Source organism: Methanococcoides seepicolus, from assembly GCF_023684405.1.
GTDB lineage: Archaea > Halobacteriota > Methanosarcinia > Methanosarcinales > Methanosarcinaceae > Methanococcoides > Methanococcoides seepicolus.
The window spans coordinates 78,373-102,710 of sequence record NZ_JAGSOI010000001.1 but is presented as its reverse complement, the minus strand read 5'-3'; the positions used below and the strand labels follow the sequence as shown (position 1 = coordinate 102,710).

General features: G+C 45.0%; 25 protein-coding genes. 13 read left to right on the top strand and 12 right to left on the bottom strand.

Annotated features, from left to right (window positions below):
- Positions 1-66: 66 nt before the first annotated feature.
- A complete protein-coding gene (locus KDK67_RS00540; protein WP_250866886.1) occupies positions 67-1,269 on the bottom strand; it encodes a hypothetical protein in 1,203 nt (400 codons plus the stop codon).
- 120 nt (positions 1,270-1,389) lie between these two features.
- Here KDK67_RS00540 and KDK67_RS00535 point away from each other — a divergent pair, with 120 nt between their 5' ends.
- The 3 genes from KDK67_RS00535 to KDK67_RS00525 all read left to right on the top strand — a co-directional run bounded on the left by KDK67_RS00535 (position 1,390) and on the right by KDK67_RS00525 (position 4,102).
- The gene (locus tag KDK67_RS00535; RefSeq protein WP_250866885.1) at positions 1,390-2,595 is read left to right on the top strand and encodes a cofactor-independent phosphoglycerate mutase; all 1,206 of its coding nucleotides are present in this window, start codon (positions 1,390-1,392) and stop codon (positions 2,593-2,595) included.
- Positions 2,596-2,703: 108 nt separating this feature from the next.
- Positions 2,704-3,165: an Hsp20/alpha crystallin family protein gene (locus tag KDK67_RS00530; RefSeq protein WP_250866884.1), complete on the top strand. Its 462-nt coding sequence runs from the start codon at positions 2,704-2,706 to the stop codon at positions 3,163-3,165.
- 175 nt (positions 3,166-3,340) lie between these two features.
- Positions 3,341-4,102 carry a coenzyme F420-0:L-glutamate ligase gene (locus KDK67_RS00525; RefSeq protein WP_420846913.1) on the top strand — a complete coding sequence of 254 codons (762 nt, stop codon included), beginning with the start codon at positions 3,341-3,343 and terminating at the stop codon, positions 4,100-4,102.
- On the opposite strand, the gene KDK67_RS00520 is transcribed toward KDK67_RS00525, so the two are convergent.
- Positions 4,093-4,548, bottom strand: coding sequence for a deoxycytidylate deaminase (locus KDK67_RS00520; RefSeq protein ID WP_250866883.1), 456 nt, complete (start codon positions 4,546-4,548; stop codon positions 4,093-4,095). The two genes, KDK67_RS00525 and KDK67_RS00520, sit on opposite strands and share 10 nt — an antisense overlap.
- 106 nt (positions 4,549-4,654) lie before the next feature.
- Here KDK67_RS00520 and KDK67_RS00515 point away from each other — a divergent pair, with 106 nt between their 5' ends.
- From KDK67_RS00515 to KDK67_RS00490, 6 genes are all read left to right on the top strand, one after another.
- Positions 4,655-5,557, top strand: coding sequence for a protein translocase subunit SecF (locus KDK67_RS00515; RefSeq protein WP_250866882.1), 903 nt, complete (start codon positions 4,655-4,657; stop codon positions 5,555-5,557).
- The gene (locus KDK67_RS00510; protein WP_250866881.1) at positions 5,554-7,248 is read left to right on the top strand and encodes a preprotein translocase subunit SecD; all 1,695 of its coding nucleotides are present in this window, start codon (positions 5,554-5,556) and stop codon (positions 7,246-7,248) included. Before KDK67_RS00515 ends, KDK67_RS00510 begins: the two co-directional genes overlap by 4 nt.
- Positions 7,249-7,269: 21 nt before the next feature.
- Positions 7,270-8,295, top strand: a complete 1,026-nt coding sequence (locus KDK67_RS00505) for an AAA family ATPase (protein ID WP_250866880.1) — start codon at positions 7,270-7,272, stop codon at positions 8,293-8,295.
- A 14-nt stretch (positions 8,296-8,309) separates the two neighbouring features.
- Entirely contained in the window at positions 8,310-9,956 is a 1,647-nt protein-coding gene (locus KDK67_RS00500) for a tRNA uridine(34) 5-carboxymethylaminomethyl modification radical SAM/GNAT enzyme Elp3 (protein WP_250866879.1), read from the top strand.
- Positions 9,957-10,108: 152 nt separating this feature from the next.
- The gene (locus tag KDK67_RS00495) at positions 10,109-10,456 is read left to right on the top strand and encodes a helix-turn-helix domain-containing protein (RefSeq protein ID WP_250866878.1); all 348 of its coding nucleotides are present in this window, start codon (positions 10,109-10,111) and stop codon (positions 10,454-10,456) included.
- A 161-nt stretch (positions 10,457-10,617) separates the two neighbouring features.
- Positions 10,618-11,367 (top strand): MinD/ParA family ATP-binding protein, encoded by a 750-nt coding sequence (locus KDK67_RS00490; RefSeq protein ID WP_250866877.1) that lies wholly within the window; start codon positions 10,618-10,620, stop codon positions 11,365-11,367.
- A 45-nt stretch (positions 11,368-11,412) separates the two neighbouring features.
- Here the strand turns inward: KDK67_RS00490 and KDK67_RS00485 are convergent, their stop codons facing one another.
- Positions 11,413-12,213 carry a hypothetical protein gene (locus tag KDK67_RS00485; protein WP_250866876.1) on the bottom strand — a complete coding sequence of 267 codons (801 nt, stop codon included), beginning with the start codon at positions 12,211-12,213 and terminating at the stop codon, positions 11,413-11,415.
- A 127-nt stretch (positions 12,214-12,340) separates the two neighbouring features.
- Between KDK67_RS00485 and KDK67_RS00480 the strand changes: the two genes are divergently transcribed.
- On the top strand, positions 12,341-13,531 hold the full coding sequence (locus tag KDK67_RS00480) for a bifunctional 5,6,7,8-tetrahydromethanopterin hydro-lyase/3-hexulose-6-phosphate synthase (protein WP_250866875.1): 1,191 nt from the start codon (positions 12,341-12,343) through the stop codon (positions 13,529-13,531).
- 43 nt (positions 13,532-13,574) lie between these two features.
- Complete coding sequence (gene tpiA, locus KDK67_RS00475) at positions 13,575-14,240, top strand: triose-phosphate isomerase (protein WP_250866874.1); 666 nt, start codon at positions 13,575-13,577, stop codon at positions 14,238-14,240.
- 58 nt (positions 14,241-14,298) lie between these two features.
- Here tpiA and KDK67_RS00470 read toward each other — a convergent pair whose 3' ends face one another.
- From KDK67_RS00470 to KDK67_RS00445, 6 genes are all read right to left on the bottom strand, one after another.
- A complete protein-coding gene (locus KDK67_RS00470; protein WP_172362413.1) occupies positions 14,299-14,616 on the bottom strand; it encodes a hypothetical protein in 318 nt (105 codons plus the stop codon).
- Between the two features lie 70 nt (positions 14,617-14,686).
- Entirely contained in the window at positions 14,687-16,000 is a 1,314-nt protein-coding gene (locus KDK67_RS00465) for a prephenate dehydrogenase (RefSeq protein ID WP_250866873.1), read from the bottom strand.
- Positions 15,997-16,806, bottom strand: coding sequence for a shikimate dehydrogenase (locus KDK67_RS00460; protein WP_250866872.1), 810 nt, complete (start codon positions 16,804-16,806; stop codon positions 15,997-15,999). The genes KDK67_RS00465 and KDK67_RS00460 overlap by 4 nt, the downstream gene beginning before the upstream one ends.
- Positions 16,803-17,504 (bottom strand): type I 3-dehydroquinate dehydratase, encoded by a 702-nt coding sequence (gene aroD, locus KDK67_RS00455; RefSeq protein WP_250866871.1) that lies wholly within the window; start codon positions 17,502-17,504, stop codon positions 16,803-16,805. The genes KDK67_RS00460 and aroD overlap by 4 nt, the downstream gene beginning before the upstream one ends.
- Positions 17,505-17,507: 3 nt before the next feature.
- Positions 17,508-18,650 (bottom strand): 3-dehydroquinate synthase II, encoded by a 1,143-nt coding sequence (locus KDK67_RS00450; protein WP_250866870.1) that lies wholly within the window; start codon positions 18,648-18,650, stop codon positions 17,508-17,510.
- 21 nt (positions 18,651-18,671) lie between these two features.
- Positions 18,672-19,469 (bottom strand): 2-amino-3,7-dideoxy-D-threo-hept-6-ulosonate synthase, encoded by a 798-nt coding sequence (locus KDK67_RS00445; RefSeq protein ID WP_250866869.1) that lies wholly within the window; start codon positions 19,467-19,469, stop codon positions 18,672-18,674.
- A 180-nt stretch (positions 19,470-19,649) separates the two neighbouring features.
- Here KDK67_RS00445 and KDK67_RS00440 point away from each other — a divergent pair, with 180 nt between their 5' ends.
- A complete protein-coding gene (locus tag KDK67_RS00440; RefSeq protein ID WP_250866906.1) occupies positions 19,650-20,219 on the top strand; it encodes a GMP synthase subunit A in 570 nt (189 codons plus the stop codon).
- Positions 20,220-20,697: 478 nt separating this feature from the next.
- Here the strand turns inward: KDK67_RS00440 and KDK67_RS00435 are convergent, their stop codons facing one another.
- The 3 genes from KDK67_RS00435 to KDK67_RS00425 form a co-directional block, all read right to left on the bottom strand.
- Positions 20,698-21,411 carry a PGF-pre-PGF domain-containing protein gene (locus KDK67_RS00435; protein WP_250866868.1) on the bottom strand — a complete coding sequence of 238 codons (714 nt, stop codon included), beginning with the start codon at positions 21,409-21,411 and terminating at the stop codon, positions 20,698-20,700.
- A 164-nt stretch (positions 21,412-21,575) separates the two neighbouring features.
- The gene (locus KDK67_RS00430) at positions 21,576-22,403 is read right to left on the bottom strand and encodes a TIM barrel protein (protein ID WP_250866867.1); all 828 of its coding nucleotides are present in this window, start codon (positions 22,401-22,403) and stop codon (positions 21,576-21,578) included.
- Entirely contained in the window at positions 22,400-22,732 is a 333-nt protein-coding gene (locus tag KDK67_RS00425) for a hypothetical protein (RefSeq protein WP_250866866.1), read from the bottom strand. The genes KDK67_RS00430 and KDK67_RS00425 overlap by 4 nt, the downstream gene beginning before the upstream one ends.
- 382 nt (positions 22,733-23,114) lie before the next feature.
- Between KDK67_RS00425 and KDK67_RS00420 the strand changes: the two genes are divergently transcribed.
- Positions 23,115-24,239: an ISH3 family transposase gene (locus tag KDK67_RS00420; protein ID WP_250866865.1), complete on the top strand. Its 1,125-nt coding sequence runs from the start codon at positions 23,115-23,117 to the stop codon at positions 24,237-24,239.
- The last annotated feature ends 99 nt before the right edge of the window (positions 24,240-24,338 follow it).

Genomic DNA, 24,338 nt, shown 5'->3' with positions numbered 1-24,338 from the left:
CAGCAGTGTAATATAAAGATTATGAACGACAGTATCATGGCATTGTTTCCAATGTGAAAAAGGGAATCAGCTGAATTCCCTTTTTAAGAAGAATGCGGTAAGCGCGATCAGTATTGCAACAACGACATAGCTGAAACCGCTTGATCCTTTTACATCATCGGCAGAATCTGAAATGACCTCTGATACAGCATCAGTTATATTCTCGCTGTCTTCTATTACTTCATTGAGTTTAGTCGTGTTCTCTACGTCTAAGCTCGTCTCTTTTATTGTCTCTGTTATGGAGTTACTTTTCTCTATAGTGAATGAGCTATCCTCTGAAGATACGGAGCCATCTTCAGAAACAATGGTTATGGTTACCTCATGTGTTCCTGTATCCATTTCTTCTGCGACCGCTGGGTATTTTCCTTCATCTACTTCTTTGCGGGTATCTATCAGCTCATCATCCACATATACCTTTATTTCGGATACATCATTGTCAAGTTCATAGTGGATTATGGCGAGTTTTTCTTTTTGGATCACATCTATCGTTATTTCCACATTATTTTCTATTATGACATCCTCTCTTTGTGAAACCTCTTTCAGGAAAACGATAGTTTCGCTGCTATCAAAGAACTCGTATATGTTCGCAATTACAATTGTTGTTATCTCTCCGTCAATTGTCTTGTAATGGCTGAATATCTCACCTTTTTCCATGTCGTTCATCTCTTTGACGAGGTGACCGTTCTTTTCCAGTGTTATGGTGATGGTCTCTTCCTCGTCGTCATAGTTGGATGCTTTTAGTGAGAATCCTTCTTCCAGATCTAGTTCTTCTCCTACATTGGCCGACCTTGAATCGTCATATATCAAAAGATCATTGAGATTCTCTTCAGGGTTGCGGAACTGTTCTATCCTTATCTTTGCAGAGGCAGGGTCTTTGGAAACGACATCCTTTGGCGTGACTCGGAACACAAGGTAGTCCTTGTCCTCTTCGTCCGCATCTTCTGCTTCAACGGTCAATATGTATTCGAAAGGGTCATCTTCTTGTCCGGTCCCTTCTCCATCTTTGACAACTTTTCCATCATGCAATACTTCTACCCAGATATCTCCCTCGTTCTCGTTGATGTCAACGATATGCAGGGTGTATCCTTGGTCAAATGTAAGTTTGGTGCCAATATCTATCACACTTTCAGAATAGTGTATTATTGGTTCGGTCGGGTCAAGTGCTGTTGCAGGGGTTATTGCAAACAGCATGGCAAAAAATCCTATGATTACAAAATGTATATATTTCATTAAACCTCACCATTCACGAAGATATTTTAACATTGCTAAAAAAGGGAACATTGGGTTTATATCTTTATCGACACATTCATTTGGTCGTTTTGGCTTTTATTATGAAAAAGAGGTGTATAATTGAAATATATTATTCTCATTGGTGATGGGATGGCCGATCATCCGCTGGAAGAGTTGGGTGGCAGGACGGTCCTACAGAAAGCAAACACTCCGAACATGGACCAGATGACAAAGAACGGTCTTGCGGGTCTTGCGATAAATGTTCCTGAGGGCTATCCTCCGGGAAGCGATGTTGCTAACATGTCTGTTATGGGTTATGATCCAGCTTTGTATTATTCGGGACGTGCTCCCCTTGAAGCTGCAAGCATGGGTATTCCATTGGAGGCGAGCGATGTGGCTTTCAGGTGTAATCTTATCACTGTCAAGGATGGCCTTATTGCAGACCACAGTGCCGGTCATATCACAAGTGAGGAAGCAAAGGAGCTTATCGAAGCTGTGGATGATGAGCTTGGAAGTGAGGAATTGAAATTCTATCCGGGTATCAGCTACCGTCATCTCCTTGTTGCATCCAATGGCCTTGGGGCAAATGCGGATTGTACTCCTCCTCATGATGTTATCGATGGGAATAAGAACGACCATATGCCGAAAGGGGAAGGCAGTGATATACTTGGAAAGCTTATCGAGGACTCCATCCCGATACTGGAAGGGCATCCCGTAAATGAGAAAAGGGTCTCAGACGGTAAGAATCCTGGAAATTGCGTGTGGTTCTGGGGGCAGGGTTATGCACCGAGCTTCCGTACGTTCGAGGAGCTTTACGGACTTACAGGGTCGGTCATTTCAGCGGTGGACCTTATCATGGGACTTGGGATATATGCGGGTCTCGATGTAATTGAAGTTCCCGGAGCTACCGGATATCTTGATACCAATTATGTGGGTAAAGCGGAATTTGCCATGGCATCGTTGAAAGATAAGGACCTTGTCGTGGTCCATGTTGAAGCTCCGGATGAGGCCGGGCATATGGGCGATCTTGAAGCTAAGTTGCAGGCGGTCGAAGATTTCGATGAGAAGGTCGTGGGTACGGTCCTTCGTGCTGCAAAAGAAAGTGATGAGGATTACACTATAGTTGTTCTTCCTGACCATCCGACCCCCATAGCTCTCAGGACGCACACTTCAGAACCGGTTCCTTTCGTGATGTATTCCACACTTGAGAATGAGGTCGATGATGTGGAGACTTTCGATGAGGATGCTATGAAAAAAGGTTCTCTTGGAATTGTGCGGGGTTGTGACCTCGTTCAGCTCATGATGGAGCGGGCAAAGCAGGCATAAATCGTCTCTTGCTCCATCCTTTCAACACATCATTTTTTTACACCGTCATCCTTTTATTCTCGCCTGTGCTATTTTTTATTGCATAAATATTACGGGAGTGGTATATATATGAAATTCGGTTTAACACGTAGGGGTCCCTTTGATGTTTCACGCTGGGATCCGTTTGATGAGATTATGCAGACACAGGAACACCTCAATCAGTTATTCAGAGAAGTCTCTCCTTTCGGGGGATGGTTCGAAGATAAAACAAGGGCACCTCTGATGGACATCAAGGAAGAAGATAATGACGTTATCGTTACGACCGATCTTCCGGGAATCGATAAAAAGGATGTTGAGATAAGTGTGAGGGATGATGTTCTTGAGATCCATGCAGAGTGCAAGAAGGAAAGTGAGTCTGAAAAGGAAGGTTACGTCCAAAAAGAGCGCACATATAGTAGCTTCTCAAGATCTGCTGTTCTTCCATCCGTGGTCTCGGATGAAGGCGCAAAAGCAAAGTTGGAAAATGGTGTATTGACCATAACGCTTCCAAAGACAAAAGCTGAAGAAAAAACGAAGATCATGATCGAGTGATCGATCTTCCTCTCTTTTTTACCCACCGATGATAGTTTGCGGCATCAGTCAGAGTTTATCGTCATATTTTGCTCGGTCGGGGTAACTCTCATCATCGCCGCAATAGCGTTTATGTGGATAGTATTATTTACCATGTTATTATTATTTTCGATACAATCTTGATCGAGGTATCATTTTGAAGATGGAACTTTTTACTGTGGATGATCTGCCGCTTATCAAAGAAGGCGACAATATTGCGGCTATGATATGTGAGCGAACACAACTTGAGTCGCATGATGTGGTCGTCATTGCATCGACCATTGTTGCAAAATCAGAGGCAGCAACTGTTCTTAAGGGTGCGATAATTCCCTCCGAACGTGCTGTTGCAATGGCGAAGAAGTGTGGTACCGATCCTGCGCTTGTACAGGTGGTACTTGACAACAGTGTCGAACAGATCGTTGAATTCCCGGTTCTGCTTGTTGAGAACCTTAACGGTCATGTAAGTATAAACGCTGGTATTGATGATTCCAATGTGGAGGACGAGTATTTCCTGGAGATGCCGCATGATCCGGATGGGTCTGCAAAGGCCATTGGAATGCATGTTGCTGATCTATGCGGCAAGGATGTCAGCGTAATTATCACTGATACGAATGGCCGGTCCTTTAAGATCGGGCAAACCGGTGTTGCGGTGGGTGTCTATGGTGTTCACCCTATCAAGAACTGGCGGGGCGAGAAAGACCTTTTCGGGAAAGTGCTTGAGATAACCGAGGAAGCGGTGGCTGATGAGGTTGCTTCGGCTGCGAACCTGTTGATGGGTGAGGCTGCAGGTGGAACTCCTGTGGTCATTGTACGGGGGCTTGACCTTTACAGTAGTGATGATGTATCTGTAAAAGAAATGTATCGCCGGGAAGGCGAGGATATTATTAGAAAAGGGTTGAAGTGTCTTCGTCATTCCTGAGATGGAATGTACACCATCTCAACACCTGCTGCGTCGAAGAATTCCTGAGTGTCGGTGTCAGGGTATGAAGTGCTGTATACTACCTTGGTTATATTGGAATTGATTATCATCTTTGCACAAAGGATGCATGGCTGGTGGGTACAGTACACTGTTGCGCCTCCTATGCCTACTCCGTGAAGGGCTGCCTGTATGATGGCGTTCTGTTCCGCATGTACTGCCCTACATTTCTCATGGCGGGTTCCTGATGCGATATTGTTCTGCTGTCTTATGCAGCCGATCTCAAGACAATGTTCCATATTGCTTGGTGCGCCGTTGTAGCCGGTCGAAAGAATTCTCTTGTTCCTTACGATGACGGCACCGACCTTGTTCCTCAGGCAGGTGGAACGTTTTGAGACAACTGATGCTATCTCCAGGAAATATTCATCTATGGAAGGTCTTTCAGTCATGTGTTAAATGAAAATAGCAAGTAGTATATATAAGTTGTAGTGTATGATTCTGAGAATAGTATCGATTATTATATTGTGACATATTTTTGATAATGGAGCATTAAGAATGGCAGTCATTTTAACAGAGTATCTTGACTCTTTTGTACGGAGTTGCGATGATAAGAAATTGATCGCGATCCCACTTGCAGTGTTGGTGCTTTCCCTTTTAGTTTCGGGATTCGTATTTGCAACGACCGGAGCACCGGTGAAGCTTGGGATGGAATTTGAAGGCGGAACGATGATCGCTTTTGAGACGCAGGAATCTGCAGAAGTCCTTGAGCTTGCATATTCAGCTCATTCCCTTGTCGATGCCCGTAAGACCGGAGACCGTGCTATTCTACAGTTCGGCCCGATGGATGGCGAATCTCAGTCTGAGCTTGAAAAGGCAATAACTTCCAAGTATAGCAGTGTGGAGATAAAACAGATAGGTGCATTGTACGGTAAGGAATTGCAGACACAGGCTTTGATAGCTCTTTGTCTTTCGTTCATAGGTATGGCCCTTGTTGTGTTCCTTATTTTCAGAACGGCGGTACCATCACTTGCTGTGGTGCTCTCCGCATTCTCAGATATTGCCATAGCTATTGGTTTTATGAACCTTGTAGGGATCGAGCTGTCCCTTGGAACCGTTGCAGCACTGTTGATGCTGATCGGTTATTCGGTAGACAGTGATATATTGCTGACCACTCGTGTCCTTAAGAGAAGGGGCAGTCCTGATGAGAACATCGGGCGTGCGATGCATACCGGTATCACCATGACCACTACAACGCTTGCTGCGTTGGTAGTGATGTATATTGTTTCCACTTTCTCTTATCTGGTGACCTCTTCTGTTTCACAGATAAATCTGCTTTCCGACATTGCGATAGTCCTTATATTTGGACTGGCTGCCGATCTGATGAATACGTGGCTACTTAACACTGGTATTCTGAGGTGGCATGTTCGCCGCAGTACTCCAAGGAGGAGAAGGGCATGAGAGAAGAGGAAGTTCCGAAAGGATTGAAGAATGATATACGTGTCTGGTTATTGATCGCGGCTGTAGTTCTCTCTGTTGTGATGATAGGTCCGGGCTACTCTGCTGAGGAGGGTCTGAACACTGATCTTAATTATGGTCTTGATCTTGAAGGCGGTTCATGGATACAGATCAAGTTGCAGGGTGCCGTTACTCAACTGGATGCTGATATTTCAATGCTGGTGACGGAAATAGTGGAGTCTGCAATTGATGCTCCTATAGAGATCATAAGCGTTACAGGGGATGCCGGCGAAGGATATTCCAATGATGGCAATACTGTCACTTTCACGACCAGTACATATGTCTCTGACCTCCAGATGGATCTTTTGGGTCTCGGAGAGTCCGATATCTCATATTCTGATGATACAAGCAGTATCGTGCTTTCCACGAACAAACAGACCCTTATCATGCAATATCTTTCCAAGGCTCTCAATACTGAGGTTGTTCCTCTTTTTGTTGGGGATGGCGTTGAGTACGAGATCCGTACAGCTGTCTCTTTGGAAGAATTGCAGGCATTGATGGTCCCGGTTGGAGGCAATGTTCTTACAGGAAGTGACGGAGCTGCGATATTCAGGGAAGGTGTCAGGACAGATACGCGGGACATGACCCGTGATATCCTTAGTGAAAAGCTGAACTCCCTTGGTCTTAAGGATATACCTGTGCGTACGGTTGGTGAGGAGTATATTCTAATCGATTTTGCAGGTACCGATCTTACTACTGCAAAGGAGATCGTAGAGAAACCAGGTAAGTTCGAGATACGCATGCAAACCACTGGGAATGAAAGTGTGCATGTACTTTATGGTGATTCTATCGAAAAGGTGGGTATTGTTACCCAGGTGGATGGGCACTGGAACACTCCTTTCACTCTCGATGAGGACGGTGCTTTTGCTTTGCAGAAGATCGCCATTGAGACCGGTGCTATCACTGATCCAAATTCCCATCTGCTCTATATGTATCTGGATGACAGGGAGGTATATGGTGCACCGTTGAGCTTTTCCGCGGCTTCAGCACTGAACGAACACCCTATCTATTCATGGCAGGCTTCCACGGGTCTCGATGAGGATGGTAAGACCCAGGCAGACCAGCTTCAGATACATTTGCGTGCAGGTGCGTTGCCTGTGAATGTCGTGCTCATGGGCTCTGGTCAGGTGGATGCAGCATTAGGTGAACAGTTCAAGAGGCAGGTGGCTTTAGCAGGGCTTTTCGCATTGTTGGCAGTGGCTGCAGTGGTGTTCAGGAGATACCATCAAAAGGAGATCTTGTTGCCTATGGTGGGAACATCTCTCTGTGAGGTCATAATAATACTCGGTTTTGCCGGTGCTATCAACTGGCAGCTTGACCTTCCGGCAATAGCTGGTATTATTGCGGCTATCGGTACGGGTATCGACCATCTTGTGATCATCACGGATGAAGTTCTGTATGAAGGCAAGCTTCCATCTACCAAGGTCTATATGGAAAGGATCTCCAAGGCATTTGCTATCATATTTGCAGCTGCAGCGACAACGACAATTGCCATGTCACCTCTGGTGGTCATGGGATTCGGTGCTCTCAGGGGATTTGCTATCACTACAATAGTTGGTGTGCTTATCGGTGTGCTTATTGCAAGGCCTGTATATGGCAAAGTGATCAAAGTGGTCCTTGACAAAGCAGAGTGATGGTTGTTTGGAGGTTGTTCAATGAAGGATCTATGGACTGTAAAATACCGGCCTCAGAAGCTTGAGGATATTGTGGGGAACGGGGAGTCTGTGAATTCTCTCGTCCGGCTTGTGGATTCGGGCAACCTCCCGCATCTTGTTTTTCATGGGCCGGTGAATTCCGGCAAGTCTTCCACAGCGTTCGCTTTGGCATACGAGCTCTATGGGGAATACTATGAGAACAATTTCACTTACTTCAATGGTTCTGATTTCTTTGATCAGGGGAAACGCTATCTTGTGAGGGATAAGCGTTTTGTTCACATTATAGGTACCGATGACCCCAAAAAGATATATTCCAGTGTTATTTCCATATTCAAGGAAGTCATAAATGAATTTGCAGGCATGGGCTCATTAGATGCAGATTATAAGATAATATTCATCGACAATGTTGAATCTCTGGAAACGAGTGCCCAACACGCTTTAAGGCGCATGATGGAAAAATATACCAGGACCTGCAGGTTCATATTATCCACCACGCAACCTTCAAAACTGATAGCTCCTTTGCGTTCCAGAGGGCTGGAGCTGTTCTTTACTTATGTGCCGGACGATGCACTCCGGGCATTTGTGATCTCGGTGGCAGAGAAGGAAGGTATCTCTATATCGGATGATGGGTACGATGCTCTGCTTTATTATGCAGGGGGTAATGTTTCCAAAGCCCTTCTTACACTTCAGTTCGCGGTCATGAACCATCCTGGAAAAACCATCACAGGGGATCTCCTTTATGAGGAAGCGTTAGTGGATGTGTCCAAAAATGTGACCGAGCTTCATAATGCTGCTATTGAGCATGATATACTGAATGCACGAAAACTGATAGATACGCTTCTTATCGAAGAAGGTTTTACAGGGGGCGAGGTGTTGCAGCAGTTACATTCTGTGGTAGTGGGCTCCGGTAGGGGCGAGGATGGGGTTGCAAGGGCTATCTGCAGGATCGCGGACACGGATGCCATGGTCATCGACAGTGCGAATCCACGGATCCATCTGGAGAAGTTGGTCCTGGAACTTTATTGAATCTGGTTTTGAATATGACATCGGAAGTTAATGATAATTTCAGGGTCGCATGCCGAAAGTTGCTGGACATGGTGCTTGACGGTGAGATCTCTGACGAGAAGCAATTGACCAAAGCGAAGAAGGTTGTCAGCAAGGAGTTCAGGTTGTCCACTCTTCCTAAACATCCTGATATTATCAGGGTGGGGACGGATGAAGAGCAGAAGCTCGTTCGTGATCTTCTCCGCCGAAAGCCTGTTCGGACTATCTCGGGAGTGGCGGTCATAGCGGCAATGACCTCTCCCTGTGAATGTCCTCATGGGATCTGTATACCCTGTCCTGGGGGCCCGAAATCCTCTTTTAATTCTCCTCAAAGCTATATGGGCAGGGAACCTGCCACAATGAGGGCGATGCAATATGAGTACGATCCTTATCGCATTGTTTCTGGCCGCCTTTCCCAGTTAAAGCATATAGGTCATGATGTGGACAAGGCAGAGCTTATTGTCATGGGTGGTACGTTCTCTTCACGTGCTATCGATTATCAGGAATGGTACACTAAGAGATGCCTTGAGGCCATGAACGATTTTTCCGGTACTCAGTGGCGTGAAGATGTAAAAGTTATCGGGGATACTGTTCCTTATGTGACGGTCGAAGATGTCCAGAAGGCGAACGAGACCGCTATGGTCCGTAATACTGGTATAACCTTTGAGACAAGACCGGATTGGACAAATACTGATCATGTGGACCGGATGCTTAAGCTGGGTGCTACCAAGGTCGAGATCGGTGTGCAAAGTGTATATGACTTCGTGCTTGAGAGGATGCGGAGGGGTCATAGTGTTCAGGACTCGGTGGATTCGAACCGGGTGCTACGGGATAGTGCACTGAAGGTAGGTTTCCATATGATGCCTCATCTTCCGGGGATGGACTCTGCAAGGGACCTTCGGGGATTCAAAAAGCTGTTCTCTGATAGTAATTTCATGCCGGACTATCTAAAGGTATATCCTACACTGGTGACGGAAGGTACTGAACTCTATGATATGTGGGCGAGAGGGGAATATGAGGCTCTTGATGATGAGGATGCCATCGAGCTTCTGGCGGATATCAAGGCAATTCTGCCTAAGTGGGTCCGTATGCAGCGTATACAGAGGGATATCCCGTCCCCGCAGATATTCGCAGGTGTGAAGAAAAGTAATATAAGGCAGCTTGCGAAAGAACGTCTCGAGTCAAGGGGTGTCAAGTGTAAGTGTATACGTTGCAGGGAAGTTGGTCATAATGTCCTCAAAGGGAATGAACCTGATGTTGATAGTATAGAGCTTACCATCGATACCTATGATTCCTGTGGCGGAAAGGAACATTTCCTTTCGTTCGAGGATGCCGGTACTGATATTTTGATAGGCTTCTTACGTCTTCGGTTCCCGAATACACCTCACAGGGAAGAGTTGCAGGATGCTGCATTGGTGAGAGAGCTTCATGTATATGGTTCTATGGTCCCGGTGGGCAAAGGTGCTGAGGGTATGGACTGGCAGCATAAGGGCTATGGTGCTGAATTGTTGGAGAATGCAGAACTTCTGGCAAAAGAGGCAGGTTACTCAAAGATCTCTATTATCAGTGGCATTGGTGTAAGGCAGTATTATCGCAAGTTTGGATATTATCGCGATGGTGTATATATGTCAAAAATGATATGAAGAATTGCTAATATCTTTCATTTATTTTGTTTTTTTTTAATCTGTTGTATTACTGTAAGCCTTCAATACATTTATATTAAAGGATGTCGTGATTGGTATAATTGTTCCTTTATTCTATATATGCTATCCAATAATAATATTGGCGGGATCATATGACCGATAATTCATCAACTGAAGAAATGATCAGGCTCCTTCGTGAGATCAGTGGCAAACTGGATCGTATCCTTATCCAGGGATCATCTGATAACGAACCGGATGATGGTATCTTAGATGTTCTGGATGTTATGACATTGCTCACTTTGCCAGACCATTTACGTACGACTGCAACAGCCCTTTTTGAGCTGGGTTCGGCTACAGCGGACGAGCTTGCGGAGAGAACCAATAAAGAGAGAGCGGTTGAAAGCAATTATTTGAACCAATTGGTACGAATGGGTCATGTTGCAAAGAACAGGAAAGGTAGGAAAGTATATTTTAGTATTGGGGAAGGGCTGGGTAAGTAAACAAGTTAAGCAATCTGATTATTGAGTTGAAATGTGGTATATATAATATCATTTTAAGTAAAGTAAACTTTATTACTAGTCAATTATTACTTTGAATTATTTTATATACAAGTTTAATCATTTATCTAATTGAAACTTTACAATATTGAAGGGATAGGGATATGGCATTGACAATTGCGGTACATTCTTATAAAGGTGGTTCCGGTAAAACCTCGTTTGCAATTAATCTTGCATCTGCATATGCATCTGTTGGAAAGAGCGTATGCCTTCTGGATGTTGATCTAAAGGCGCCCAGTTCATTCAATTATCTGCTTCCTGAAGCTAAACACTGGGTCAATGATATCTTTGAAGGGCGATACGGTGTCATGGATGTAATTAAGGATGTCAGCAAGGAAATGGGTACCAAGGGTGCGTTCTATGTTGGCTATTCTAATCCTGATATTCTTGCTGTGCGTGAGGTTTCAAGCAAGGATCGAAAATGGCAGTCAAAAGCATTGAAACTCCTGATGACTGCTAAGAGGGACCTTTCAGATGCCGGTATCGATGTTGTTATTCTGGATACTGGTGCTGGTGTGGATTTTACTTCCGTCAATGCAATTGCGGTTGCAGATTATGTCATCTCGGTGGGCAGGCCGGGGGCTTCCAGGCAGAGGTCGATGGAGCAGGTCATTGGGGGTGTCTATATGCCTCTGGATAAGGACTGTTATATTATTGAGAACATGTGTCACAATGACAATCCTACTGATCTTTCAGGTAAAAAGTTCGATCTTCCGGTTCTGGCATCTATCCCCTGTATGTGTGATGTTGCTGTCCGTTGTGATAATGAGGTTCTGGTACTTACGGAACCGGACCACTCGTTCTCAAAGAAAATTTACGATGTCATGGAATCTCTTGACAAGATAACTTCCTGATCATCAACAAAGATCTCAGATATGGTTTCTCTATTTTAAAAAAGATCATTTACTGTTCTCTTTATCGATGATATCTTTTACATCATCAACATAACTGAACAGCTCATCCATTTTTTTCTCTTCGACCTTGTCCTGAAATGTTTCCGATTCCATTAGTGTGGTCTGGAGTGCAATAATTAAAAGATATACTATCGCAGCAGCCGCAAATGCAAGTGTTATCCTCTCGATTGGATATATGGTCACCACGGATGCGAACATCTGTGGGGGAAGGTCAAAGAGAATTGCCGCTGTTATGCTGCCAGCAAGGTGGTCTGCAAGGATGGCAATTAGGGTCGTAAATAGGAGAAATGCGAATGTGTATATATTTCCTGTCCGGCTACGATATTTATGGTGAAATAGGATAAAGCCGCCAAGAACTAAAATGTGGAACCATGGCCAGTATAATAATTCCCTTCCTATTGGGGTAATGTACCACCCAAGGATAAGTATGCTGAACAATATCATTGCAGCTTTCTCCCTTTTGGTGATGCACAGCCCTGTCACCACGGAAGCCATTGCTACGAAGAACGGTGTGAGGATATGGAACATATCAGGGCTTTGATGTCTTATGATGACATGTGCCATTATGCCGGCAAGAGATGCGATAGCTCCCCAGAAAGGTCCCAGGAGAAATCCGTTCAGTGCGCCAAATGATACCACTGAACTGATTCTGGCACCTTCTATGCCGATTAGGTTCTCAAAATCAGGTAGCCAACTTGCGAAATATGTGGCTACTATTGCGGATAACAGGTACATTAATGTAAGGTTCCTTTTTTTAATAAGGTGGTTATATATATCTATTATCACATTATTCCATTTGTTCTACAAATATATATAATGAATTAGGAATACCTTTTTTATATTTTATGCCTTGCTGCAAATTTTGCATCAGAACTAATATATATAGTCATAGCAATTTAGCGCATTGATAACTATGATGTTGATCGGAGAAGCACTAATTGGCGAGGCACCAGAGCTCGCACACGTTGATCTTATGATCGGGGATAAGGAGGGGCCGGTCGGACAGGCATTCGCAACAGGAATGACCCAGCTTTCAGCAGGCCACACTCCCGTTCTTTCTGTCATCCGCCCGAACTTACCTACAAAGCCATCCACTCTTATCGTTCCAAAAGTGACCGTTAAGGGAATGGACCAGGCTTCACAGATATTCGGTCCTGCACAGGCCGCTGTTTCAAAGGCAGTTGCTGATGCAGTGGAAGAAGGACTGATCCCTAAGGAAAAGGCAGAAGACCTTGTCATTATTGCAAGCGTTTTCATTCACCCGCAGGCAGTGGACTATAACCGTATCTACAGGTACAATTACGGAGCTACAAAATTGGCACTTAAACGCGCACTTGACGGTTTCCCTGACATTGACACAGTTCTTCATGAGAAGGACAGGGCTGCACACGCTGTCATGGGATTCAAGATCTCAAAACTTTGGGATGCTCCATACTTGCAGGTCGCACTTGACAATCCAAACCTTCCTGTTATCCTAAATATCATCAAGCAGCTCCCAAAGAGCGACCACTTGATACTGGAAGCAGGTACACCTCTTATCAAACGCTATGGTGTGGATGTCATTACAAAAATACGTGAGGTCAGACCTGACGCGTTCATCGTTGCAGATCTTAAGACCCTCGACACAGGTAACCTTGAGGCACGTATGGTGGCTGATGCAACCGCTGATGCTATTGTAGTATCCGCTCTTGCACCTATCGCAACACTCAACAAGGTAATTGAAGAGGCACACAAGACAGGTATCTATGCTGTCATGGATACATTGAACACTCCTGATCCAGTAGCTGTTCTTGAACAATTGGACGTACTTCCTGATGTAGTTGAACTACACCGTGCAATTGACATCGAGGAGACCGCTCACGCATGGGGCAGTATCGAAGGTATCAAGGCACTTGCAGTGAAGCGTTCTTCCAAGATCCTTGTGGCAGTCGCTGGTGGTGTACGTGTTGACACTATCCCTGATGCACTTGGAGCAGGTGCTGATATCCTTGTCGTTGGCAGGGCTATCACCAATTCAAAGGATGTCAGGCAGGCAGCTGACCAGTTCATTGAAGGCTTGAACAAGCCTGAGATCGACCAGTTCAGAATAATGACCGATTTCTAAGCGTGCGATCTTTCGCACGTTCTTTTTTTTTAGAGGTGGTAGTTTGAAACCTTTGATCGTATTGAACCTAAAGACATATCTCGAAGGTACCGGTGAAGGTGCCGTAAGGATAGCTCGTGCCTGTAAAGAGGTTGGTGGAGCAAGCGGGATCGAGATCGCTATCGCACCTCAGTTCTGTGATATCTACAGGGTCGCATCCCAGGTCGATGTTCCCGTATATTCCCAGCATCTCGATGGTGTCGGAGCAGGTAGTTTTACCGGACATGCTTTTGCAAAGTGCATAAAGGATGCCGGAGCTGTGGGTACGCTTATCAATCACTCGGAGTGCAGACTGAAACTTGCTGACATCGAAGCTTCTGTGACAGCAGCAAAAGGCGAAGGTCTTCGCACGATAATCTGTACTAACAATATTGCAACAACAGCCGCAGCAGCGGCATTAGGTCCTGACTATGTTGCAGTTGAGCCTCCGGAACTTATAGGCTCTGGAATTCCTGTATCAAAGGCAGACCCAGAGGTTGTAACAGGTTCTGTGGCAGCAGTTGAGAGGATCGATACAGCAGTGAAGGTGCTTTGTGGTGCAGGTATCTCCAAAGGGGAGGACCTTAAAGCTGCAATAGAACTTGGTTCAGTTGGTGTGCTTCTCGCATCAGGCATTGTAAAGGCCAAAGATCCAAAAGCTGCGCTTGAAGATCTTGTCAGTCTTATCTAAAAAAGAATTTGTGATGCGGAAGGCATCAATATACTATTTTTATCTTATTCCCTTTTTTTTAAAGGAAATACACTGCGATTGCCAACAATAGTGTGGAGAATCCCACTTTTATTCCCATTGTGAGTTCCATATGGAGATTTCGGGCAACCATATTGGATATCCCTATGGGCGGTGGTGATATCAGCAGTGCTGCACCGAACAGGCAAAATCCTGGAATGTAGTTATTTTCTACAATGATAAGATAAAGTCCCTGTATTCCCAGGTATATCCCAAAGACGGAAATGAAGAACAATCCCATCTTGTAGAATCGGAGATACTTTTCGATGCCTCCGGGGAGCACATTGGCAGCTTTAAGCCCTTTGTTATTAGTTTTCAAATAATCACCGTAGGTAGTGTTCTATTTATGTGGCTATTTGTTCTGTCCTCATAGCATATATAGGAGAGGTTCATCCTCGTATCTCGCAACCAAGTCCACAGAGGAGTTTTTCAACATCGACCTGCATCTTTGTTGTGTTGCTCTCTTCAAGTATGGTGATTCGGAACGTAACACTTAATCTGTTATCGGAAATGCCCGAATAGGTATCAATTATCTCGGTCGAAACTATCCTTTCATCATTATCGATGACCTTCTCAAATACCGATGCATCGGCCTCTGCAGGTATCAATACCGAAATATCCCTTTTTGGATGGGGGAGGTTTTTCACTTTCCAACCCTTAAGTTCCTTCTCGGTGTACAGCCTGACATTCTCTGTCTTTAGGTATACGTCCTTTCCACCTTTGGAGATTATCACTGCTCTTGGTGTCACTTTCTTGATAGTTCCCACATGTGTGACGCCTGAGTAATTATGATAAAGGCCTCTTTCGACTCCCACAGATGCGATCATCTCCTCGAATTCGGATATTTTTGCATTGATGAGCTTGTCCGATCGGTGAAGTGCGGATGGTGTGTCCTTAAAATGAGCAGCAGCCTCTGTCATCTTGTTGCAGAATGCTTCAATGTCCTGTTCCCTGACTATCTCAGAGAGGATGTTACACTCACTTATGAATGTCTCATGGACCTTTAACACCTGTTCGTTCTGCATCTGTATGTGCGCGTACAGGTAGGGATTCTGCCCAAGTATCCTGCCAACGAAATCGACCATTATCTCATAGACAGGGCTCATGAAACGCCGTGACATGCTAACATCAAAATCAAGACTTTTGAACGTGTTCCCTATTGTTATGTATGCAAAATGTGTCAGACCCTGAACAACAGAGACGAACTTATCGTGTTCCTCGGGCTTGATAATCTCTATATGTGCACCATTTTCCTCGAAGAGGTTTCGCATTATGGGGAACCACTTCTCAGATCGTCCTTTGGTGGGGCTCATTATCACTATCTGTCCCTGTAATGTCGGAATGGATGGTCCGAACATGGGGTGTGTGCCGAGGATCTCAACGCCTTCAGGTGCTGTTTCTCTCATTGCCCTGACAGGTTCGGCCTTTATGGAGGTCAGGTCCATCAGCAAGCTTCCCGCTTTCATTTTCGGAGCTGTCTCCCTGATAACATCTGCAGTAATGTCTATTGGTACTGTGATGACCACCACATCTGAGGTTCTGATTGCATCGTCAAGGTCTGATGCAAATTCAACTCCCATCTGTTTTGCTATCTCGGTCTTTCCGCTGCTACCCCAGACCACAACTTCGTAACCGTGATCAGTAAAGAACTTCGTGAACCACTTCCCCATCTCTCCTGTGCCGCCGATGATGAGCATTTTCATATGTCCAATGCCTCCATGACAGTTCTCTTCATGATCTCTATGGGTGGTTCTCTTCCGGTCCAGATGCGGAAGGCTTCAGCTCCCTGATATACGAGCATCATAATGCCTGTGATAGGTCTTGCACCTGCGGTCTCTGCTTCCTGCAACAGTTTCGTCATAAGCGGATTGTAAACTATATCAAAAACTGCAAGGTCTGAATGCATCTGCTCCGCGCTCACAAGGGTTCCATTGGAATTGCCCAGTCCTACGGTGGTGGTATTGATAATAATATCAATCTCATCAAGGCCCTTGTCAACGATATCAAGCCCGTATCCTCTTGCATCCCCGATCTCTGCAGCGAGCTGCATGGCACGTTCAGGGGTTCGGTTGGCAATGTTCACCATTGCTCCTGCTTCTGCAAATGTGAATGCGATGGCTCTTGCAGCACCGCCTGCTCCGAGGATCAGGACATTCTTGTCCTTAATCTCGACACCTTCATCCTCGATAGTTCGTTTTGCACCAATGCCGTCAGTGTTGTAGCCTTTAATGCCGTCCTTGAAGTCAATGGTGTTTATCGCACCTATCTTTGCAGCAAGGGGATCTGCATCAACGAAACTGAGGGCGGTCTCTTTGAGGGGCACTGTGAGGTTCAATCCTCCGAATCCCATGGCCTTTGCACCCTGCAGTGCATCTTCAAGGTTGTTCTTCTCAACTCTGAATGCATGGTAGGTGCAGTCCATGTCCAGGGCTTCGAATGCTGAATTGTGCATGATAGGTGATAGTGAATGTTCTATGGGATTCCCAAGGACTGCAAATACCTTCTTCATTCCACCATCTCCATTGCTTTTTTCAGGTCTTCCACTTTCAATTGCCCTGGTGCCACTGCATCGGATACGCTTGCATAGGTAAGCTTTGAGCCATATAGGGGGGCAATGATGCGAGTGTGTTTTCCCATCTGTCCCATGGATATCGTGCAGACATCGTCTACTTCCATTGTCACTTCCAGCAGGTCCAGTACATCCTGCATATTCTCAGGCATCACTGCAAGTTTTGCAATATCGGCACCTGCGTTGTGGGAGTGGTCAAGGATGCTCTTCAGTGTGGCTTTGTCAGGCGTTCTTTCAAAATCATGCGAGGATATTATTACGGTCTTCTTTTCCTCTTTTGCTTTTTTGACTATCCTGTCCCTGAGATGTTCATCTGTTTCAAGCTCGATATCCACGGCATCTGTAAGATGCATGATATCTTCCAATAGGGCAATTCTGCTCTCTTCCGTACCTTCCCAATTTCCGCCCTGGGTTTGTAACCTATTGGTTGCAATACATGGGAGGCTGGTCTTATCTTTGACAGTTCTCAACAGGTCTGCAGCCTCTTTGGGGGTAGTTATCCCAAGCAGGTCGAACCTTATCTCGAGGATGTCTGCACCATGTTCGGCTGCGGTCCCGGACTGTTGTAAAGGTTCGTTGCTGATGGCAGCGACGATAGCTGCCCTTTCTTCCAGATCGAACTTCCCTATTTTCAACATTGCTCATTTCTCGATTATCGTTTCTTCTACCTTCATTCCGAAATGCCTTGCTCCGCCTTCATAGTAGACCATTACTTCATCTCCGGGTTTCAGGTCGGCCACAGAGATGGGTTCTCCGTTTATGTCCACCAGTTTGATGGTCTCGGCGTTCTGGAGGATGTTCTTTATGACCTCCCCATTTACTTCGGCTTCTACGAGCATGAGCGGACGTCTTTCGATCTTGACCCTGCCTACAACACCGGTTCGCTGTTTTCCCTCGGCATTGACAATGGTGACCTCGTCACCGGAGCTGAGCTCGGAAAGATATCTGGTCCTGTCTCCCACTTTTACGTAAGCATGAACTGCTCCGGCATTGACACGGAACGGACGGGATGCAACGTACGGGCTTTCTTCGGATTCTGAATGTACTAGGAACATTCCGCTTGCCTGTGAACCCACAAGCATTCCCTCGCCTTTGACCATCATGTTGCAGGTATCCACACAGACGCGATCTCCCATTCCCACAGCTTCGACCTTTGTGACCTTTCCGGGAACAAGTTTAAGGTCCTCGATACCTGAACTTTCTGCTACTGCAACGGTGGCTTTGATGGCATTGGGGTCATCGGAGTCAAGCAGGACACCTTCTGAGCCATGCTCCATGGTCTCAAGGGCAAGTTTTGCTTCATCCTGGTCACGCACACCGGCAATGATCTTCACATTGCTATCCTGAAGTCCGGCAATGAGGTTCTCAAGGGGGATGATCTTCCAGTCAGTACCTACTATGATAAGGAAATCGCATTCTTTGCCTATCTCCGCAGCAAATTCTTCGTATTTCTTGTTCTGTATCACTACGTAGGCTCCGACGGTCAATCCTTTTTCTTTCAATCGGATCGCAGTGACCATGTCGAGGGAACCAATGGGGTCAGGGGACAATGGTTTTGTTCCGTCTCCTTCTCCGCCCTTTCCAACGACAATTATGTCAGCACCGGACTTGTCGTCATAGGCAAATGCAGCGACCTGTATGTCGCCAAGTTCCCTTACTTTTTCCACTTCGTCAGAGTTCACGAGCACACAATTGGCACCGGACTCAAGTCCTGTTGTTATTCTATCCTTGTGAGCTTCCCAGTGGCCTTTATCGGCCTTTATCCAAATTGTCTTGTCCTTCATATTATACGCCATTGGAGTTTATCATTTAAGTGTTTGTAGTGCCTCTTCGACACTCATCTTGTGGTGGACGATCTGCGTGATAGCATTTGTCATCTTTATGGGGTCAGGGTGCTGGAATACATTCCTGCCAATAGCAACTCCTCTTGCACCTGCTTCCATGGCTCCGCTGATCATTTCCAGGAATTCCTGGTCGGTCTCTGTTTTTGGTCCGCCTGCAATGACCACTGGTACGGGACAACCATCGACAACTTCTCTGAAACTGTCCACATCTCCGGTGTAGACCGTCTTGATAACATCGGAACCCAGCTCTGCACCTACTCTTGCTGCATGAGCCACCATCTGTGGGTCATGAGGATTTGTTATGTTCTTTCCTCTGGGGTACATCATTGAGAGCAGAGGTATGCCCCATTCGTCACATTGTTCTGCAACGGATCCGAGCTTCTTGAGCTGTTCTGCTTCTGTTTCTGAGCCTATGTTCACATGGATGGATACCGCATCAGCGCCCATTTTCATTGCTTCCTCGACCTTGCAGACGAGGACCTTGTCATTGGGGTCAGGTCCAAGGGATGTGGATGCACTCATGTGGACTATGAGGCCTACATCGTGGCCGTAGCCTCTGTGGCCATGGTAGACCATTCCTTTTTGCATGAGAATGGCATTAGCTCCGCCTTCAGCTACTTTATTGATGGAATCTGCTATGTCTATCACTCCTCTGATAGGTCCATCGGACATACCGTGGTCCATTGGGATGATGACCATGTTCCTGCTGTCTCTGTGCATAATTCTTTCAATTCGTATCCTTTTTCCTATCTCTGCCATATATATCACTCTCTGTTATTTGGTTAATATCGGTATGTATCTTCACCGTGTTACTATGTGACATACTAGCACGGAGTAATATTTAAACTTTGTTATTTGTTTCCTTTTGAAATGTGGAATAGTCTTATATATAGATTCATCAATACTGCGAGTATTGACCTTAACGGTGTGATTTTCATCATGAGAGAATTAAAGATCCTTGTTATCAACAACTATGGCCAGTTCTGTCACCTTATTCATCGTACGGTGCGTGACCTTGATATGGATACGAAGATCGTGGCTAACACCACTTCCGTAGAGGATATCCTTGATGAAGAGCCGGATGGCATCATTCTTAGTGGTGGTCCTTCCATGGAACGTGTTGGCCTCTGTCAGGAATATGTGGAGAGCATTGACATTCCTATTCTTGGTATATGCCTCGGACACCAGCTTATAGCCAGGACCTTTGGCGGACAGACCGGTGCAGGTGAGCTTGGTGGATATGCAGCCATCGACATTGAGGTGATCGAAGAGGATGATATACTGAAAGGACTTGGTCCGAGGACCTCTGTGTGGGCTTCTCATGCGGATGAGGTCACAGTACTTCCTGATGAGTTCATTCATCTCGCCCGTTCAGATGTCTGTGAGATCGAGGCAATGCGTCATGAAGAGAGGCCTATCTATGGGGTGCAGTGGCATCCTGAGGTTGCTCATACCCATAAAGGGGAAGAGTTGTTCATGAACTTCTTTGAGGTCTGTGAGAATTACTGAGCTTTTCATGGGCTCATATTATTTTTCCATTTCTACCTGTATGATATTTAGCTTTTAGGCCTTTCTTTTCAGTTAAGGTCCGTTCATGGCTATTAGTGAGAATGTCCCTGAGCTCCAATTGCATTGTCAATGATGGCAATACTTGCTATCATGTTCCTGTCCACGGGATGAAGGGATGAGTAAACCTTATGCTCTTCTTTTTTTGTTCCTTATTTGATCTACATCTCTTTTCTGCAATGGGGTGTGGCAAGATGTCAATGAAAAAGGAAAACCCTTCAATATTGAATGGGTGACTGAATTTATTTTATCTTTATTTCCGGTGTTAGGGTTCAAAGAACGGATCCGGTTCGCGATCGAATGAGCAAAGATATCACACTTCAATATGGTTCGTACAAGGGATGGGCTATGATTGATATCGTTTGCAGGACGTTATAATTGTCCGGTCGATGTTAATGAGAAAAAAGACAAAGAGTGGGATTCACTCTTTGTTACGGTTCTTTCTGTAGGACACTAATGTTCCTGCCAGAATTATCACTCCTGCGATAAGGGTGATCAAATTGGAGGTGAACATCGTTTTTTTGATCGAGCTTGAATTATCCTGATACGAATGGTCTGTCTCTGTGTCGAGGTCATAAATGCTCTTCTGGGTGTCCTTGTCTTCCATTCCTACAATGGCAAAGGGTGAGGATGAGTCCGGAGTTGCCTGATAGTAGGCAATACCATCAAGGGTCTCAATATATGTTGTCGGGACGGTTTCCCATTTATCGGTTTCAGAGTTGTAATACTTCATGAAGACCCTGTGGGGTTCGATGTTGTTCTCTTCAAGCCATGCGGTATTTACATTGAATTCCAGTATTGCGTCCTTTATGTTCTTTGGGATGGAGAATCCTTCGTAGCCTACCCATATGTTCAGGTTCTTGTAAACAGTCCCTTCGGGTGTTTCTTTTACAAGTTCTGATGTTTGTTTAAGGACCTCTATGGTGACGGGTACGCTTTTGGCTGTTCCGCCGCTTAAGGCGATCCAGTTGCCTTCTGCCGTGCCATTATGATCGGCAAAACTGACGTGGTTCTCATCAATGCTTATTTCCAGTATGTATTCGTCATTCATGGTATCTGCAAATGCCACTGTTATGAATGACAATGTGATCAATAGGGACAAAACTAACGTTATTCCAGTGCATAATCTGCTCATAAATACCACCCTCTCGAAATGTTCTGCGTTGTGTCACAGAACTTCCTTTTATAAAATCTTCTTATGTTTAAGTTTCCTTCTGTTAGTAAATAATGGTTACGACCGGAAGTTTTTTAAATTCTCATAAAGACCCGTTTATCCTTTGGTTACCGTTCCCATGGATCTCAGTTTACGAAGGTGCTTTTCAAAAGAAGGGCATCCTCTTCAAGATTCGGGCTTTCACATATCACAAGCCCCTTTATGTCGAACTCCTGGAATACTGCCATGAGATCCATATAGTTAAGGTCCGACTCACTAAGCACCAGGTGGTTCTTCTCCCCCTTATCCCCATAGGCTATGCCGGAGACATGGCAATGCATGTTATCCAGCCCACCCCTTCCCAGGGTATTTTCCACGCTCTCAAGAACGCTTCTAAACTCTTCCATGGTATTATACTCTCCGCAGCTGCGTGCGTGCAGATGGGAGAAGTCTATGCAGGGCATTACCCCCTCGATGGCTGATGCCATCATAAGGGTCTCCTCCAGACTGCCGAACTGGGTCGCTTTGCCGGTGATCTCCGGGCGAAGCACCACATCGATGCCCTCGTCAGCGAGCCTTGAAGTAAGACCTTCGAGCAGCACGGTGACCTTCTCCATCACCTTTTCGCTGCTCTGGCCCTGGTAATAGGCAGGATGGAATACGATGGATGATGCTCCACAGAGAGCCCCGATACGTGCGGACTGATATATACGCTCTATACTGGCCTCGATCTTCTCTGCTTCGGCGGAGTTGAGGTTGATGTAATAAGGGGCATGCACACTGAGGGCCACGTTCTCTTCCTCGGCGGTCTGCCGGACATTTGCAGCGGTCTCTTCTTTCATGCGAACCCCTCGCACGAATTCCAGTTCCATGCAGTCAAGCCCAATCTCCCTTACCCGCTTGATCCCCTCAATGGAGCCTTTCTTCTTTGAGCTTAGGGGGGCCCCTGCGGTCCCGAAGAGCAGTTGCTTCATGCCATCCCCAGATGGAGGCGCAGCTCCTTTGCCCGCTCCTCTGAGACCTTCTCTTCCACAAGCTCGAAGAACGTGTCCACGTCCTCATCCTCAAGGGACCTGATGTCCTCTTCCCCTTCCAAGGCAAGGCCTACAAGGTAGTCAAGCTCTTCCCCGGTAAGTCTCTCAAGTCGTTCCCTGAAATCATCCGAGTCTTCCACGAACTTGTGGGATATGGGTCTCAAAATGAACGGATATGGGTGTCCCATGGGTGACATGTGCGTACCGCCGTTCTCAGGTGCAAGCTTGTTGAAGATCTCTTTATCCCTGTCTGAAAATTCTCGTCCCATGAATTATTGTATGGCAGACTGATATAAAATCGTGTCTTTTTTTGGGATGTGTATCGTTGTGTATGTGGGAATGCATTTAGTGTACATTTGCGTGTTTTTTCATACATTTTAAGATGACTTATCTCGCATCTGAAATCATTCATAAGGGCATTGGCTTCCGCTCAGTCTGTTATATAAAAACACGTGTATATCTGTACTTCAAATTATGCTGATCTGTATTTCAGAATCGTCATTAAGCAGCATCATTGGTATTCACTTGTCGGACTGATATTGTGAATTCATAGCAATACTTATCTATATTCAGTAGTTCGCTAATTTTATCTGAATCCACATAACCCCATTACCTACCAGCAAATTTATATGCGAATAATGCCGCCTCCCCATGTTTTCTCGATTACAACTAACTCCATACGAATGTACAAAAAACGCTTTGCAACCTCTTCTCGACAACATTCACATTCCTATAAATGGCTCACTTACCCGTAAAGACCTATTTCACACTCTTCTAGGTATGGCAGTTGATAAAAAATCCGCACATTCAATAAATAAACAGTATCTTGAGACGCCTTGCGAAACATCAATAAGGTATCATTTGAAAAAAATGAGTATGGATCAACTCATTGAATCAAATGCAAAAATACTCATGCAAACAGCACTTGGAACTCTCAACCAAAACCAAAAATATGACTTTGCTATCGATTATACAAACGATCCATACTATGGAAAAAGGGATAAAGAAAACAAAAAGTACCTTATCAGAGGACAGGCTAAAAAATCAACGAACACGTTCTATTCCTATGTATCACTTTACATTATTAACAATAATAAAAGATTTACAATCTCTGTGCTGCCTGTCGAAAATGGGAAATTAAAGACTGATTATATTAACTGTTTTATAAAACGGATTGATGAACTTAATTTCAAGGTCAACGTCCTTTGTTTAGATCGGGAATTCTATTCATCTAAAGTTTTTGCTTTTTTACAGGAAAAAGAGATTCCCCATATTATTCCTGTTGTCAAAAGAGGGAGAAAAATCAAAACGGTTCTAATGGGTAGAAAAAAGCGTTATGACACATATGTCATGAAAGGTGCTGAGGGAAATGTTAAACTCGATGTCGTTATTGACGTTAAATATAAGAAGGGAAATCGAGGGGAAACGGGCTGTGAAAACTTTGGATTTGTTGTTTACGGTACTGATTGGGATCCTCGAAAAGTAAGTACGACCTACAGGAAAAGATTTGCTATTGAGGCATCCTACAGGATGAGAAATATTGTAAAGCCAAAGACATCTTCTAAAAATCCCATGTTCCGATATTTCTATACGTTGGTTTCTTTTCTTCTCAAAAATACGTGGGTAACATTACAAAGAAGGCACTTCACGAGAGTTAAAAGAGGACCGCAGGTAATTGAATACGATATGTTTAGGTTTGATATGTTCATTCATTTTGTTATGGAATGGGTAAGAAAGAAGTTGAGGGTTAGATTAACAATTGAATGTTGTAGCTAAATTGGGGTTATTATGGAGGAGATAGAATATTAGCGAAGTACTGAAATTAGCGAACTACTGAAGTTACTTTATCTCTATTAGATATCATTGTCATTACCG

Excerpts from the sequence above, each read along its gene's own strand:
- KDK67_RS00540 (WP_250866886.1), bottom strand. The coding sequence starts at position 1,269 with ATGAAATATATACATTTTGTAATCATAGGATTTTTTGCCATGCTGTTT.
- KDK67_RS00530 (WP_250866884.1), top strand. The coding sequence starts at position 2,704 with ATGAAATTCGGTTTAACACGTAGGGGTCCCTTTGATGTTTCACGCTGG.
- KDK67_RS00520 (WP_250866883.1), bottom strand. The coding sequence starts at position 4,548 with ATGACTGAAAGACCTTCCATAGATGAATATTTCCTGGAGATAGCATCA.
- KDK67_RS00515 (WP_250866882.1), top strand. The coding sequence starts at position 4,655 with ATGGCAGTCATTTTAACAGAGTATCTTGACTCTTTTGTACGGAGTTGC.
- KDK67_RS00510 (WP_250866881.1), top strand. The coding sequence starts at position 5,554 with ATGAGAGAAGAGGAAGTTCCGAAAGGATTGAAGAATGATATACGTGTC.
- KDK67_RS00505 (WP_250866880.1), top strand. The coding sequence starts at position 7,270 with ATGAAGGATCTATGGACTGTAAAATACCGGCCTCAGAAGCTTGAGGAT.
- KDK67_RS00500 (WP_250866879.1), top strand. The coding sequence starts at position 8,310 with ATGACATCGGAAGTTAATGATAATTTCAGGGTCGCATGCCGAAAGTTG.
- KDK67_RS00495 (WP_250866878.1), top strand. The coding sequence starts at position 10,109 with ATGACCGATAATTCATCAACTGAAGAAATGATCAGGCTCCTTCGTGAG.
- KDK67_RS00490 (WP_250866877.1), top strand. The coding sequence starts at position 10,618 with ATGGCATTGACAATTGCGGTACATTCTTATAAAGGTGGTTCCGGTAAA.
- KDK67_RS00480 (WP_250866875.1), top strand. The coding sequence starts at position 12,341 with ATGATGTTGATCGGAGAAGCACTAATTGGCGAGGCACCAGAGCTCGCA.
- KDK67_RS00465 (WP_250866873.1), bottom strand. The coding sequence starts at position 16,000 with ATGAAAATGCTCATCATCGGCGGCACAGGAGAGATGGGGAAGTGGTTC.
- KDK67_RS00460 (WP_250866872.1), bottom strand. The coding sequence starts at position 16,806 with ATGAAGAAGGTATTTGCAGTCCTTGGGAATCCCATAGAACATTCACTA.
- aroD (WP_250866871.1), bottom strand. The coding sequence starts at position 17,504 with ATGTTGAAAATAGGGAAGTTCGATCTGGAAGAAAGGGCAGCTATCGTC.
- KDK67_RS00450 (WP_250866870.1), bottom strand. The coding sequence starts at position 18,650 with ATGAAGGACAAGACAATTTGGATAAAGGCCGATAAAGGCCACTGGGAA.
- KDK67_RS00445 (WP_250866869.1), bottom strand. The coding sequence starts at position 19,469 with ATGGCAGAGATAGGAAAAAGGATACGAATTGAAAGAATTATGCACAGA.
- KDK67_RS00440 (WP_250866906.1), top strand. The coding sequence starts at position 19,650 with ATGAGAGAATTAAAGATCCTTGTTATCAACAACTATGGCCAGTTCTGT.
- KDK67_RS00435 (WP_250866868.1), bottom strand. The coding sequence starts at position 21,411 with ATGAGCAGATTATGCACTGGAATAACGTTAGTTTTGTCCCTATTGATC.
- KDK67_RS00430 (WP_250866867.1), bottom strand. The coding sequence starts at position 22,403 with ATGAAGCAACTGCTCTTCGGGACCGCAGGGGCCCCCCTAAGCTCAAAG.
- KDK67_RS00425 (WP_250866866.1), bottom strand. The coding sequence starts at position 22,732 with ATGGGACGAGAATTTTCAGACAGGGATAAAGAGATCTTCAACAAGCTT.
- KDK67_RS00420 (WP_250866865.1), top strand. The coding sequence starts at position 23,115 with ATGTTTTCTCGATTACAACTAACTCCATACGAATGTACAAAAAACGCT.